The following is a 13,154-nucleotide window of genomic DNA, read 5'->3' as shown; positions in this document are numbered from 1 at the left end:
CTTTTGTGCTTGGGAAGCGTTTCATGCCTGCCGTAAAAATAACTGGAATGGGGCAATATTTGCCTGTAAATAAAATCCTGTCTGTGGAATTAGATCAAAAACTTGGTCTTGCAAGAGGAAGTGTCGAAAAAAAATCAGGACTTGTTTCCCGCCATTTTGCACAAGAGCATGAAACCACGTCTTTTATGGCTGCTCAAGCAGCTCTGGCTGCAATTAAACAGGCTAAAATAGAGTTATTCGAACTCGATGCGATTATTGGTGCCTGCGGTGCAGGTGAACAATTACTCCCATGCTCAGCCGCTTTAATACAAAAAAAGCTTGGTCTTGAACAGTCTGGTATTCCTTGTTTTGATATTAATAGCACCTGCTTAAGCTTTTTAACGGCGCTGGATACTGCGTCTTATTTGATTGCTGGTGGACGGTTTAAACGGGTATTAATTGTTGCCAGCGATATTCCATCGGCAGGATTAAATTGGCAAGACATGGAAAGTTGTACTATTTTTGGTGACGGGGCAGCAGCTTGTATCCTTGAGCAAAGTGATGGTTCGAGTCGAATTCTAGCAAGTCATATGAGAACGTATAGTGCAGGAGCCAGCTTTTGTCAGGTTGAAGCTGGAGGAACACGAATTCCACCGGCTTCAGACTATGATAGGAAATATGGTTTGTTTGCGATGGATGGGAAAAAAGTATTTAAATTAGCTACCCATCTGGTGGTTGAGCTTCATGAATGCTTACTGAGCCAAATTGGTGTAACGCTTGCTGACATTGATTGGGTGGTTCCACATCAAGCCAGTATGCTTGCCATGCATCATTTAAGAAAGCGGCTTAACATTTCTGAAGAAAAATTTGTCGATATTTATGCAACTCATGGCAATCAAATGGCTGCTTCCATCCCGTCTGCGTTTTATCATCTGGTGCAAACCGGAAAAATACAACGAGGACAACTGGTCTATTTACTGGGTACCGGTGCAGGATTATCAGCGGCTGGGATGATCCTGGAGTATTAACATGAGGTATGTCGTAACGGGAGCAACCGGTTGTCTGGGACTAAATTTGACCCGGCGTTTGGTGCAAGAGGGGCATGAAGTCATTGCGATTGGACGAAATAAACAATTGGGGCATATCCTTACGGGCATGGGAGCAACATTCCATGCCTTGGACTTACATGAAAGAGCGCGGTTAGCAACGACAGTGCGTCGTGCGGATGTTATTTTTCATTGTGCGGCTTTCTCGAGTCCCTGGGGGAAATATAAAGATTTTTATCAGGCGAACGTGGTGGGTACCCAACACGTCATTGCCGTAACGCCACCTGGTAGGCGTCTTGTGCATGTTTCTACTCCCAGTATTTATTTTGATTTTATTGAAAAACATGACGTCAAAGAGGATGCAGTTTTACCTTTGCGGCCTGCCAATCACTATATAAAAACCAAATTATTAGCAGAATCACTGGTGGATAAAGCTTGGCAGGAAAACAAGCTTAATGTTATTACGGTGCGTCCCCGAGCTATCTTTGGACCGTATGATCGTGCCATTTTACCAAGATTGTTAAACGCTGAAAAACATGGAATTTTGCCAATAGTTGGGACAGGAGACAATGTGATCGATATTACTTACGTGGACAATGTAGTGGATAGCCTTATTTTGGCGGCCCAAGCTAAAGAACAGTTTTGTGGGAAAAAATATAATATTACCAATGATGAGCCTCGATCTTTAATCAGTATTCTTTCTGCTTTATATGCTGCATTGCAACGACCATTGAATGTTAAATGCGTTCCCTATTCATTAGCGAAATCCATGGCGTATATTTTGGAGAAGCTACATCGCTTGTTTTTATTGAAATCAGAACCACGATTAACTCAATACAGTGCTGCTGTCCTGGCGTTAGGGCAAACGTTAAATATAGAGGCAGCAAAAAATGATTTAGGTTATCGTCCCAAAATAACGCTCGATGAAGGCATGCAATTGTTTGCTCAATGGTATCAGTCATGACGATTACTTATCAGTTGTTTGAGGCCGGTTTTTGTAAACATTGTGAACGGATGACTTTAACGACTGGGCGATTTAAACAGTGCGAATATCCAGCACTTTGCGCTCTTATAAATCATCCTGAACGAGGCTATATTTTATTTGATACCGGTTATACGCAGAAATTTTATCATTTGACCAAAAAATTTCCTGCCTCTTTATACCGGCGTTTAACACCTGTTTTTTGAAAAAATCATTAAAAGAGCAATTAGCTGACAAGGGTATTTCATCGGAAGCCATTCGTTACGTCATCATTTCGCATTTTCATGCAGATCATATTGGTGGGTTGTGTGATTTTCCTCAAGCCCAGTTTATTTGTCATCGAGAGGCTGTCGATGCGATTCGCCATAAAAAGGGCTGGTCCGCTTTGATTAAAGGGTTTTTGCCAGGCTTACTGCCATCTGATTTTTATGAACGCTTAATTTTTTTGGAAAATGAAGTCAAGCTTGATGCAAACCTTGCTCCATTTTCTTTGGGGTTTGATGTGTTTAATGATGGTCGGTTAATGGCTATTTCTCTACCTGGACACGCGCCGGGCCATATTGGGTTATATTTTAAATCAATAAACGATACTTTTTTAATCGCAGACAGCTGCTGGCATCAGGAAACATTTCAAACATTGGTTTATCCCAGTGAGCTAACCTATTTGGTTCATCATGACCGAATGGCTTACCGGAAGACGATTCAAAATTTGCATGCTCTGTATCAGCAGAATAAGGCAATTCGCATGATTCCTGCGCATTGCACGCATGCCCGAAGAGAGATACAAGGAAATATGTGATGATACCTCGAGTTCTTTATTATTATTTTAAGGCGAACTCTTTAAGAGGTCGTTTAAAAACTCGAGCTCAATTGCGTCATTATCAGGAAAAACAATTCAAAAGGCTGGTTAAGCATACATTAAAATACTCACCTTTTTATCAGAATTATCTGGATAAACCGTTGCATCAATGGCCTGTCATCAATAAAAAAATCATGATGGAACATTTTGATGAAATTAATACGGTCCATATCAAAAAAAGGGACGCATTAGAGGTTGCCTTGCAGGCAGAGCATACACGTGATTTTTCTCCTATGCTGACCAATATTGCTGTTGGCCTGTCTTCTGGAACATCAGGAAACAGAGGGCTTTTTCTGGCCAGTGCGAAGGAGCGCGATGCATGGGCAGGCATCATGCTTGCTAAGGCAATGCCTAATGGGATATGGGCAAAAGAGCGTGTTGCCTTTTTTTTGCGGGCGAATAACCGTTTGTATACAACGTTGAATAAAAGCAAAAACATTCAGTTTATTTTTTGATTTATTGATGGATTTTGATGAGCATCTCCAGCGATTAAATCAAATTCAGCCGACCATACTCTCGGCCCCGGCCAGTGTTTTGCTGATGCTTGCAAGCCAACGATATCGATTAAAGATCAGGCCTAAAAAAATATTTTCTGTTGCTGAAGTGTTGGAAAAAGAGGAGGAAGAACAGTTATCTCATTGTTTTAGTTGTAAAATCTCACAAATTTATCAGTGTACAGAGGGATTTCTTGCCATCAGTGATAACAAGTCGAATCATTTGGTGATGAATGAAGAATTTCTCATTATTGAAAAAGAATGGCTGGATGAGAAACGATTTGTGCCAGTCATTACCGATTTAATGCGGACAACGCAGCCAATCATCCGTTATCGTCTTGATGATGTGTTGGTTACCAAAAATTCAACGTCGATTTTTACGGAACTCGATGCCATTGAAGGACGATTAGGGGATGTTTGTTTTGCAAAACAAGGAAATAAAGAAATTCCTTTGTTTGCCGATGTCATTCGTCAGCGGATGACAAGCAGTGGTGTTGATTTTGAAGATTATCGGATATGTCAACATGATATGGGTCAATTCAGCATTCAGGTTTATCCGAATGTGATGGACAAAGAGGCACTTATTCAGCATTTAAATCAGCTGTTTATTCAAAAAAATTGTGAAATTCCTCAATGGCACTGGCAAGCATTTAATCCTGATGAGCCTGGGGTAAAGCGACGAAGAATCTTGTCTTTAATTAATAAAGTTGCGTTAAAGAATGCCTAAATATAGTAATTTTCTTTTTTCCATAATTACGTATACTCGGTAATATAGCGTTGGTGCAGAGTCTCGATCTGATTTTTTAATTGTTGCAGGCTGCCGTTGTTAATTAATACATCATCGGCTATCTGCAAATGTTTTTCGGTGGCTGCTTGAGTTGTCAAGATGGTCTGGGCTTCTTGTCGAGTACACTGATCTCTTGCAATAAGTCTTGCGATTTGGATTTCTTTATCTGCTTGAATAAATAAAATACGGTCAAGATAAGGATAATCTTTTTTATCAGGGAGCAGAGGAATTTCAATGATGCAATAAGGACTTTGGCAATAATTGATTTCACGAGCAATTTCTTGGCGTATTAAAGGGTGCAATAGATTTTCCAGCCATTGTCTTTCTTTGGGTTTGTCAAAGACCAATTGTCGTAACTGACGACGATTGATATTCCCGGATTCCTCTTTAATGGTGTCTCCAAAATGCTCGATAATTTTATAGAACGCCGGTTGACCTTGCTGTGTTAGCTTTTTTGCAATCGTATCCGCACTAATAACATCAATGCCAAGCTTTGCAAACAACGCTGCAACCGTTGACTTGCCGCTGCCTATATTGCCTGTTAAACCAATGCAAAACAAAATAATCTTCTCCTTTAGGGTTGGGCATTAAGATTCTTACAGGTCACCATATTCACATAACAGGTGGTTGGAACAGTGCTGCGTTCTTGGCAATAAGCTTTTGCGCCCAGGGCAGCATCATCTTGATTTGAATAGACAGCACTAACCCATGGTTTGGCCATACGATCTAAGGCGGTACATTGCCACATTGGTCGAGTACTTATTCCATTAATAAAGCCTTCACAATATTCTTTTGCCGTTTTGCAAGTTTCTGGTTTTTTGCTTTGCTTTTTACAGGCCTCATAAGCTTTATTGACAGCGGTGCGTTCATAAGTGCTTTTTGCTGTCCATTGATAATTGTCTTGATCATAGGCACGACACTGCCAATAGCTGTTATCGCCTGTCGTCATCTTATTTTCCTGAGCCCATGCCAATGAAAACGAACAAGATAAGACAACAATCATAAGATAAGATTTACTCATATTTTCCCCTGCGCAGAAGTGTCAATAATTGTTCAATGGTCAATGCTTTAGCAAAGTACCATCCTTGCATTAAGGTAACACCATGGTCTTGTAAAAATTCAAGCTGCATTAATGTTTCAACCCCTTCAGCAATAATTTGCAGATTTAAATTTTTTGCCAAGTGAATAATGGATTGATTTAATGATTCGGTGATTGCTCCCGTACCAATGGCTCCAACAAATAATTGGTCAATTTTTAAATAATTAAAAGGAAAATGTTGCAAATAACTGATGCTGGCATGTCCCGTACCAAAATCATCCACGGCTAAAGAAAAACCAGCGTGGCGTAGTTCTTTCATATATTTAACAAGTTTAATGTCATGTTTACTTAATAAATCGCGTTCTGTTATTTCAAATATTAACTGATGAGAAGAAACTTTATATTGCTTACATAAATTAAAAAACGACTCAAAGAATTGATTATTGGCAAAGTGGACGGCAGAAAGATTAAAAGCCAGATGGAAATGTTTATATGCTTGCAATGCATGTTGGCATTGTTGAAATGTTGTTTCAACCAACTGCAAGGTAATAGGAACAATCAGTCCAGATTGCTCGGCTTCTTCAATAAAAAAATCAGGCATGATAATTTTTGGGTATCTTGCCAACGTAATAGAACCTCAGCACCAATACAAACATCACGATCATTATCAAAAATAGGTTGATATACTGGGAAAAAACGCTTGTCTTTAATGGCTTTAATCAGTTCACGATGAAGAGAAAAATGCCTGTTGATGAGATGGCGCAAGATAAAATAAATGAGAAATGAGCCCAGGATCATCAATAGAGCAATCATCACAATTCCGCCCCATGCCAGTTGGCTTATTTGTTGAGGATTTGCGAATAAAATAAGTTGAAAATGCTCCAAAGAGTTTAAGTTATCTCGTATTGAAAAAGATGGTTGGTCGCTATTAGCAGAAAAATGAATAAATTGTTGGGGACTATCAGTTTGCCAGACAGTACTTTGTGATTCTCTTGTGATTTGCAAAAGAACTTTATTTTGATTGCTGTTATAAAGAGCAATACGAAATATTGATGGAGAGGTAGTTTTTAATTGCTGTTCAATCAGGTATTGCAATACATACACGTCAATAAAATAATCGCCAAGTTGTTGTTGCAGAATAAAAGCAGGTTTGTCCTCGGTGCTGAATTTTATTGGTCCATATAAATTTAATGATTGAGCATTAGGAACGATTTGTTTGTCAGCTTGAAGGAGGGTGCTGCAAATTACTTGGTTTTGTTTATTTTTAATAGTCAATCCAGAGATTTGCGGATTATTAAACACGGTATGTTTCAAATATGATAAAAGAACTGTACTGCATTGATTAAAGTCGTGACCATGGATTGGCATGGTATACACGGATTGCATGATGTCCGTAATAAAATCATCCAATTGATCCGTCATTTCATTGGCGGCATGCCATAAGGATTGATGATTTTCCAGTTGGGCTTTTTCCCATGAGGAATACAACACAAACACTAGAAGAATGGCAGAAAGTACCCCCCAAATAATGTTGAGTACTACATGGGCGGTTGCTCGCTTTTCATGTACGGCATTCATGAATTATCCGCAATTAATAGACGGCTCTAATGGAGTTTAATGTGATTTCAGCTAATTTCTCAATGGTTTCTTTATCAGTCGTTAGGGGAGGGAGCCAATAAAGCGTATTTCCCATGGGGCGTAAGAGCGCACCTCGATTTAATGCTTCCTGGTAGAGTTGAAAGCCGATGCGTTTATCGACAATACCATCCAAATCACCTGCTACACAGGCACCAAGAGAGCGGATATTGCTGATTTTGCCAGTTTGTTTTGCTACTTCGGAAAAACACTGCTGCATCCATAGACCAAGCGTCTTGGCTTTTTGGTTTATAGCATGTTGCTGCATGACCTGGATAGTAGCCAAGGCAGCACTGACCGCCAATGGATTGCCGCTGTAAGTATGAGAGTGTAAAAAGGATTTACCCTGGGCAAAGTCATCGTAGAAAAGATCATAAATGGAATGATCAATTAACACACAACTTAGAGGTAAGGTTCCAGAGGTCAATCCTTTTGACAGACAAATCAAATCGGCATCAACTCCAGCATGATGACAGGCAAGCCATTGTCCGGTTCTGCCTAAGCCGGTCATAATTTCATCAGCAATGAGATAAATGCCATTTGCCTTCGTCCATAAGGCCAATTTACGCAAGAAATCTGCACTATAGCAACGCATGCCTCCGGCTCCTTGAATAAGCGGTTCAACAAGAAGAGCACATGCTTTATCCTTAATTTTTTCAAGTTCAGCAAGCGTGTGTTCCCATATGGAGTCACAGGTTTGCCATAATGAGTCTTCTTCACCACTGACGTAGGGAATTGTTTGTAAAAAATGACAATCGAGGCTAAAACTCTGGTATGGCTTTTTATAAAGCCCTAAATCACTGACGCTTAATGTTGCAAGGGTTTCGCCGTGATAGCTATTTTTCAAGGAGATAAATTGATTGCGTTCTGGATGGCCTTGTAATTGGCTGGCATGCAAGGCCAGTTTCATGGCGATTTCAACGGCGCTTGAGCCGTCACTGGCGAAAAACACATGCTGGCGATTGCTCAATGCGGCCAGTTCTTCTGCAAGCATGACAATTTCAGGGTAGGTAGTGGTCGCGCTAATGATGTGTTCAAAGCGATTTAATTGGTTTTGTATAGCCGTAATGACTTCAGGATAACCATGACCTAATGATTTGCACCACCAGCTGGAAATGGCATCAATGATTGGGCCGTGATTGGTTTCAAGATAACTACCTTTGGCTCCATATACGATAAACGGCGGTGATTGTTCAAAATCTTTCATTTGTGAACATGGATGCCAGATGTGCTTCAAGTCACGCTCAATTAATCCTGTGTTAACCATATAAAAAAAATTAGTTGACAATAGATGTCGTCACTCTATCATGTTCGGTTTTCAGTCTCAATTTAATGCTGATAAAAAGATATAAATACAGGAGTCATCATGACCGAATGCAAACAATCCTGGAACTTTGAGGAAGTGGCTCGAATTTATGAACAGCCATTTAATGATTTACTGCATAAAGCTCATACCATTCATCGTCAGCATCATCCGGCAAATGCGCTGCAATTGGCTACCTTATTAAGTATAAAAACGGGTGCTTGTCCGGAAGATTGTGGTTATTGCTCGCAAAGCGGTCATCATGCCACACATGTTGAAAAAGAAAAATTAATGTCAGTAGAACAAGTTGTGGCAAGTGCTCGCGACGCGAAAGCCGGGGGGGCTAAACGCTTTTGTATGGGAGCAGCCTGGCGATGCCCACCGGTTAAAGTGATGCCAGAGTTAAAAGCCATGATCGCAGAAGTTAAAAATCTTGGTATGGAAACTTGTATGACGCTAGGCATGTTGACGGAAGAGCAAGCGCAAGAGTTAAAAAAAGCAGGTCTTGATTATTACAATCATAACATTGATACTTCGCCAAGTTATTACGATAAAGTGGTTACTACGCGTAAATTCAGTGATCGGTTGCAAACGCTGGAGAACGTCCGGAATGCTGGAATCCAGGTGTGTTGTGGGGGGATTTTGGGACTTGGTGAAACACGCAGTGATCGTATTGAATTTCTATTGACGTTGGCAAATCTGGAAAAACCACCGGAAAGTGTTCCCATTAATCGCTTGATTCCTGTTCAAGGCACGCCATTGGCTTCAGCGACACCAGTTGACAGCATAGAGCTGGTACGTACTGTGGCCACAGCTCGGATATTAATGCCTGAAAGTGTGATTCGCTTAACGGCTGGCCGTACGGAAATGAGTGATGAATTACAAGCTCTGTGTTTTTATGTTGGCGCTAATTCCGTTTTTATTGGCGATAAATTATTAACTGAAGAAAACCCGCAAAGGGAAAAAGACAAATCCTTATTTGCAAGACTGGGTCTTCAAGCTGCCATGACAGAGGATGCTTCAATCTAGAGGCGTTACTGATTGTTTAAGGATTAAATTAAAGTTAATAACAGTCATTGAATTTGAATCATCGGCAAATTTATTAAAATCCATGTTGGCTATTAAACTTCAGAAATTCATATCTCAAATACAGGAGCATGGTCTGCATCGTCAGCGTCGGTTGGCTGGCCCAAGTGAAATGATTAATTTCAGCAGTAACGATTATTTATCATTTTCCAATGATCGTCGCGTCAAACATGCCTATGAAGAAGGGTTTCGCCGCTATGGTACTGGTAGTGGCGGTTCTATGGTGGTGTGTGGTTATCATCCCATACATCAGTCGTTGGAACAGGCTTTTGCCGAAGCTTTGGCCGTGGATCGCTGCCTTCTATTTTCTTCTGGCTATGCAGCCAATTTAAGTGTGGCTGGATTATTAGGGCAGCTTGGTATGCAGGCAGTGATTGATAAAGCCGTACATGCTTCTATATACGATGGTTTGAAATTAGCTCGGGTTCAGTATTTCCGCTATCGACATAATGATCTAATGGATTTATCAGCTAAAATAAAACGCGCTGAGGGTGATGCTGTTATTATGACAGAAAGCATCTTTAGCATGAGCGGGCAACAGGCACCGTTGGCTGCGATAGCTAAACTCAGTCAAAGTCATGTGAGCGCCATGATAGTGGATGAAGCTCATGCCTTTGGAGTTATAGGTACACAGGGATTAGGTGCTGTCATGCAGGATAATTTAACGCAAGAGGATGTTCCACTCCGAATTATTCCGTTTGGTAAGGCCTATGCTTCGGCAGGTGCTATTGTAGCAGGTCAAGCACTCTGGATAGAGGCTCTTTTGCAATGCGCCCGTCCATATATTTATTCTACGGCAATTAGCCCTGCTGTTGCTTATGGTTTATTGCAGACTTTGGAAATAATTCGTGGCGCTGAAGAGCGCCGGGCAATGCTTCGGGAAGCCATCTGTTATTTCAGAAATGCCTTATATGATTCACCACTGATGTGGCGAAATTCATCCACCGCGATTCAACAATTAAAGTTGGGATGCCCTTATCGTGCGCAAGAATATGCTGTGAAATTACGCGAGCAGGGGATCCTTTGCATGCCTATGCGTCAACCCACGGTCAGCAAACAAGAGACTGGATTACGCATCATTTTAAATTATGCACATCAAGCAGAACATATTGACTATTTAATGAAATGTCTTCATCAATTATGAAAATTAATCTCATGACAGCCGGACAGGGGTTGCCTCTGGTTTTATTTCATGGCTGGGGATTTGACTATACGATCTGGTCCTCTTTATTACCAGAGCTAATGATTCATCATCAAGTTTATTTAGTAGACTTACCAGGATTCGGATTAACACCTCTAATGGATTGGAATGATTTTAAAGCGTTGCTGTTAAAGCAATTGCCTGCGCATTTTGCTGTTGCCGGCTGGTCTCTGGGCGGTTTATTTGCAACTCGATTGGCGATTGAGGAATCATCACGCATTACGCATTTGCTGAACATTGCTTCTTCACCCTATTTTGTTAAAGAAGATCAATGGCCTGGGGTAGAAGGCAAAATCTTGACAGCATTTTATCGGATGCTAGAGCGAGATCCGCAAAAATCACTAACGCAGTTCATTGCATTACAATTGCAGGGGCAGACTGCGGGTGATCTTGTCCCTAAGCATTCATCATTACCAGGGTTACGGACGGGGCTTGATATTTTAATAGATTGGGATTTACGGCAGGCACTGCATCAGCTCGGCATCCCTGTTGGATATTTATTTGGTCGACTGGATGCCATAATCCCTTTCAAGACATTGATGGTCATGAAAGACCGATATCCTGAATTTAATTATTATTTATTTTCCAAGTCAGCTCATGTGCCTTTTTTATCAGAGCAAGAAAACTTTCTGGCGACGTTAGAGGACTTTTTGCAATGAAACGTTATTTTATTACTGGAACGGATACGAATTGCGGAAAAACGTATATTACGTGTCAGTTACTGCATCATTTTCAACAGCATTGTTATAATGCGATGGCAGTAAAACCTGTGGCAAGTGGCTGTTGGCAAGAAGGAAATGAGCGGCTTTGTGAGGATCTTCTTTTATTGCAACAATACAATCAGATATCAGAACAGGAGATATGTCCATGGCGTTTATCACTTGCAGTTTCTCCGCACTTGGCCGCTATGCATGAGCAACGATATTTATCCGCTCAGGAAATCACTGATTTTTGTTATCGCGCCGGATGTGAAGACACCGACTATTTATTCATTGAAGGTGCTGGTGGTTTGATGGTGCCCCTAAATAATCATGAAACCTGGATTGATTTTTTAATGCTCAGTCAAATTCCTGTGATTTTGGTGGTTGGTATGCGTTTAGGGTGTTTGAATCATGCCTTGCTGACTGAATCTGTTTTAAAAATGCATAACGTTGCTTGTGCAGGGTGGATCGCGAATTGTTTGGATAAGGATATGTTAATGTTGGAAGATAACATTGAAACATTATCGCAGCGCCTGCATTCACCTTTATTGGCGACAGTCTCTTATGGGGGGAACTTATTGAGCCATCACTCTTTTAAGGCGCTATGATGGCTGAATAGGAATTCAGATAGGAATGAGTTCTTTCCATGATGTTCACAGAATTATCCACAGAATTTGAGGATAGAATACTTTTTAAGATTGCTTTTATTTGGGAAAAAATTTATATTTTTCAATGTCGTTATAACCTTTTGTTACAGATCAAGACATGATAGAAAAATAATTATCCACAGCAATGAAGCACGTTGGAAAAAACCACCTTGCCCATCATAATCAAAGAACATTTAAAAAAACAGTCTTGACTTCTAATTTTTTTACTTGTCATTTAGAACCTGTCTGCATAATCCAACGATGCAAGGCTAAACGCTTAGCGATTCTGAAGGTAAGTTTTTTAACAAATACATGTTCAAAATTTAGATGCGTTTGCCCTGGGAGACGCGTATAAAGATTGTGTCATCAGAGGATGTTAGCTATAATTTACGCCTCATTTGTTGAGTTGAGTTTGGACATTTTGATAAAATATCGTTATTCAAGTGTTAAAGATTAGGGAGTGTTTTGATGCCAATTTATGAATACCAATGTACAGGTTGTCATCATCAGTTTGATTTGATGCAAAAAATCCATGATGAACCGGTTAAGCAATGTCCGCAGTGCTCAAAGAATACTGCCGTGCGTTTGGTATCCGCGGCAGGATTTCAGCTCAAAGGTACTGGATGGTATGCGACTGATTTTAAAAATAAGGGAAAGCCTGAAAAGCCAGCTGAAAAAACATCTTCAGAGCAGGGCACTGCAGGCAAGAGTTCAGACACTGCAACCAAAAGTCAAGGTGAATCGGTTTGAAAAGTAAATCCATCCGTAGCTACCTGCTTGCCGGTTTGGTGGTGTGGTTACCTATCTTAGTGACGTTTGTTATTCTTCGTTTCCTGGTTGATTTACTGGATCAAACCATGGCGCTTTTGCCAAAAGCATATCAGCCGGAGCAATTATTTGGGATTCATTTGCCAGGGCTTGGGGTATTGCTTTCTTTGCTGCTATTACTGGTTACTGGCATTATTGCTACTAATATTCTGGGGCAGCGCTTGGTTTCCTGGAGTGAGTCTATCTTGGAGCGAATTCCGTTGGTGCGTTCGATATATAATGCCACCAAGCAGGTTATTCAGGCAATCTTTGCAACGAATAGCCAGGCGTTTCGCAAAGTACTTTTAGTAGAATACCCACGTAAAGATATGTGGAGCCTTGCATTTCAAACTGGTGTGACGAATGCTGAATTAAATCGCCACTCAAAATCAGAATTGATTTCCATTTTTATTCCAACCACACCAAATCCTACCTCAGGCTATTTAATGATGGTGCCAAAATCGGATGTGATTGAGTTGGCAATGACGATTGATGAAGCGTTAAAATTCATTATTTCTTTGGGCGTGATGCAACCGCTTTCACCGGCTGCATTTGAAGTAAAAGAACAATTATCCAAATAGGCGGTTT

General features: G+C 40.6%; 15 protein-coding genes and 1 pseudogene. 11 read left to right on the top strand and 5 right to left on the bottom strand.

The features are described 5' to 3' along the window. Positions 1-23 precede the first annotated feature (23 nt). From LOA_RS08335 to LOA_RS15360, 5 genes and pseudogenes are all read left to right on the top strand, one after another. Positions 24-1,007 (top strand): beta-ketoacyl-ACP synthase III, encoded by a 984-nt coding sequence (locus tag LOA_RS08335; RefSeq protein WP_025385933.1) that lies wholly within the window; start codon positions 24-26, stop codon positions 1,005-1,007. Between the two features lies 1 nt (position 1,008). Continuing rightward, a complete protein-coding gene (locus tag LOA_RS08330) occupies positions 1,009-1,989 on the top strand; it encodes an NAD-dependent epimerase/dehydratase family protein (RefSeq protein ID WP_025385932.1) in 981 nt (326 codons plus the stop codon). After that, positions 1,974-2,806 (top strand): annotated as a pseudogene (locus tag LOA_RS08325) (MBL fold metallo-hydrolase). Before LOA_RS08330 ends, LOA_RS08325 begins: the two are co-directional and overlap by 16 nt. Next, positions 2,806-3,321, top strand: coding sequence for a hypothetical protein (locus LOA_RS15365; RefSeq protein WP_238551200.1), 516 nt, complete (start codon positions 2,806-2,808; stop codon positions 3,319-3,321). Before LOA_RS08325 ends, LOA_RS15365 begins: the two are co-directional and overlap by 1 nt. Before the next feature lie 7 nt (positions 3,322-3,328). Beyond that, positions 3,329-4,087, top strand: coding sequence for a hypothetical protein (locus LOA_RS15360; protein WP_238551199.1), 759 nt, complete (start codon positions 3,329-3,331; stop codon positions 4,085-4,087). 26 nt (positions 4,088-4,113) lie between these two features. On the opposite strand, the gene coaE is transcribed toward LOA_RS15360, so the two are convergent. From coaE to bioA, 5 genes are read right to left on the bottom strand one after another with little or no spacing between them, the layout of a single operon-like run. Beyond that, positions 4,114-4,707 carry a dephospho-CoA kinase gene (coaE, locus tag LOA_RS08315; RefSeq protein ID WP_237757987.1) on the bottom strand — a complete coding sequence of 198 codons (594 nt, stop codon included), beginning with the start codon at positions 4,705-4,707 and terminating at the stop codon, positions 4,114-4,116. A gap of 14 nt (positions 4,708-4,721) precedes the next feature. After that, a complete protein-coding gene (locus LOA_RS08310; protein ID WP_025385930.1) occupies positions 4,722-5,168 on the bottom strand; it encodes a hypothetical protein in 447 nt (148 codons plus the stop codon). After that, entirely contained in the window at positions 5,161-5,787 is a 627-nt protein-coding gene (locus LOA_RS13795; RefSeq protein ID WP_052335923.1) for an EAL domain-containing protein, read from the bottom strand. Before LOA_RS13795 ends, LOA_RS08310 begins: the two co-directional genes overlap by 8 nt. Then, a complete protein-coding gene (locus LOA_RS16240) occupies positions 5,745-6,764 on the bottom strand; it encodes an EAL domain-containing protein (protein WP_052335922.1) in 1,020 nt (339 codons plus the stop codon). Before LOA_RS16240 ends, LOA_RS13795 begins: the two co-directional genes overlap by 43 nt. A 13-nt stretch (positions 6,765-6,777) precedes the next feature. Beyond that, complete coding sequence (gene bioA, locus LOA_RS08300; RefSeq protein WP_035894680.1) at positions 6,778-8,088, bottom strand: adenosylmethionine--8-amino-7-oxononanoate transaminase; 1,311 nt, start codon at positions 8,086-8,088, stop codon at positions 6,778-6,780. A gap of 99 nt (positions 8,089-8,187) precedes the next feature. Here bioA and bioB point away from each other — a divergent pair, with 99 nt between their 5' ends. The 6 genes from bioB to LOA_RS08270 all read left to right on the top strand — a co-directional run bounded on the left by bioB (position 8,188) and on the right by LOA_RS08270 (position 13,147). After that, on the top strand, positions 8,188-9,153 hold the full coding sequence (bioB, locus tag LOA_RS08295; protein WP_025385929.1) for a biotin synthase BioB: 966 nt from the start codon (positions 8,188-8,190) through the stop codon (positions 9,151-9,153). A gap of 82 nt (positions 9,154-9,235) precedes the next feature. Beyond that, positions 9,236-10,354: an aminotransferase class I/II-fold pyridoxal phosphate-dependent enzyme gene (locus LOA_RS08290; RefSeq protein WP_025385928.1), complete on the top strand. Its 1,119-nt coding sequence runs from the start codon at positions 9,236-9,238 to the stop codon at positions 10,352-10,354. An 11-nt stretch (positions 10,355-10,365) separates the two neighbouring features. Then, the gene (locus tag LOA_RS08285; RefSeq protein WP_237757983.1) at positions 10,366-11,070 is read left to right on the top strand and encodes an alpha/beta fold hydrolase; all 705 of its coding nucleotides are present in this window, start codon (positions 10,366-10,368) and stop codon (positions 11,068-11,070) included. After that, on the top strand, positions 11,067-11,720 hold the full coding sequence (gene bioD, locus LOA_RS08280; protein ID WP_025385926.1) for a dethiobiotin synthase: 654 nt from the start codon (positions 11,067-11,069) through the stop codon (positions 11,718-11,720). Before LOA_RS08285 ends, bioD begins: the two co-directional genes overlap by 4 nt. Positions 11,721-12,227: 507 nt before the next feature. Then, the gene (locus LOA_RS08275; RefSeq protein WP_025385925.1) at positions 12,228-12,509 is read left to right on the top strand and encodes an FmdB family zinc ribbon protein; all 282 of its coding nucleotides are present in this window, start codon (positions 12,228-12,230) and stop codon (positions 12,507-12,509) included. Further along, entirely contained in the window at positions 12,506-13,147 is a 642-nt protein-coding gene (locus LOA_RS08270) for a DUF502 domain-containing protein (RefSeq protein WP_025385924.1), read from the top strand. Before LOA_RS08275 ends, LOA_RS08270 begins: the two co-directional genes overlap by 4 nt. Positions 13,148-13,154: the final 7 nt, after the last annotated feature.

The organism is Legionella oakridgensis ATCC 33761 = DSM 21215, assembly GCF_000512355.1.
Lineage (GTDB): Bacteria > Pseudomonadota > Gammaproteobacteria > Legionellales > Legionellaceae > Legionella_A > Legionella_A oakridgensis.
The sequence above is the reverse complement of the archived record's forward strand: the minus strand, read 5'-3'. Positions and strand labels throughout refer to the sequence as shown.

Bases quoted from the DNA above. Each gene is read 5' to 3' on its own strand.
- LOA_RS08335 (WP_025385933.1), top strand. From the start codon at position 24: ATGCCTGCCGTAAAAATAACTGGAATGGGGCAATATTTGCCTGTAAAT.
- LOA_RS08330 (WP_025385932.1), top strand. From the start codon at position 1,009: ATGAGGTATGTCGTAACGGGAGCAACCGGTTGTCTGGGACTAAATTTG.
- LOA_RS15365 (WP_238551200.1), top strand. From the start codon at position 2,806: ATGATACCTCGAGTTCTTTATTATTATTTTAAGGCGAACTCTTTAAGA.
- LOA_RS15360 (WP_238551199.1), top strand. From the start codon at position 3,329: ATGGATTTTGATGAGCATCTCCAGCGATTAAATCAAATTCAGCCGACC.
- LOA_RS08310 (WP_025385930.1), bottom strand. From the start codon at position 5,168: ATGAGTAAATCTTATCTTATGATTGTTGTCTTATCTTGTTCGTTTTCA.
- LOA_RS13795 (WP_052335923.1), bottom strand. From the start codon at position 5,787: ATGCCTGATTTTTTTATTGAAGAAGCCGAGCAATCTGGACTGATTGTT.
- LOA_RS16240 (WP_052335922.1), bottom strand. From the start codon at position 6,764: ATGAATGCCGTACATGAAAAGCGAGCAACCGCCCATGTAGTACTCAAC.
- bioA (WP_035894680.1), bottom strand. From the start codon at position 8,088: ATGGTTAACACAGGATTAATTGAGCGTGACTTGAAGCACATCTGGCAT.
- bioB (WP_025385929.1), top strand. From the start codon at position 8,188: ATGACCGAATGCAAACAATCCTGGAACTTTGAGGAAGTGGCTCGAATT.
- LOA_RS08290 (WP_025385928.1), top strand. From the start codon at position 9,236: ATGTTGGCTATTAAACTTCAGAAATTCATATCTCAAATACAGGAGCAT.
- LOA_RS08285 (WP_237757983.1), top strand. From the start codon at position 10,366: ATGACAGCCGGACAGGGGTTGCCTCTGGTTTTATTTCATGGCTGGGGA.
- bioD (WP_025385926.1), top strand. From the start codon at position 11,067: ATGAAACGTTATTTTATTACTGGAACGGATACGAATTGCGGAAAAACG.
- LOA_RS08275 (WP_025385925.1), top strand. From the start codon at position 12,228: ATGCCAATTTATGAATACCAATGTACAGGTTGTCATCATCAGTTTGAT.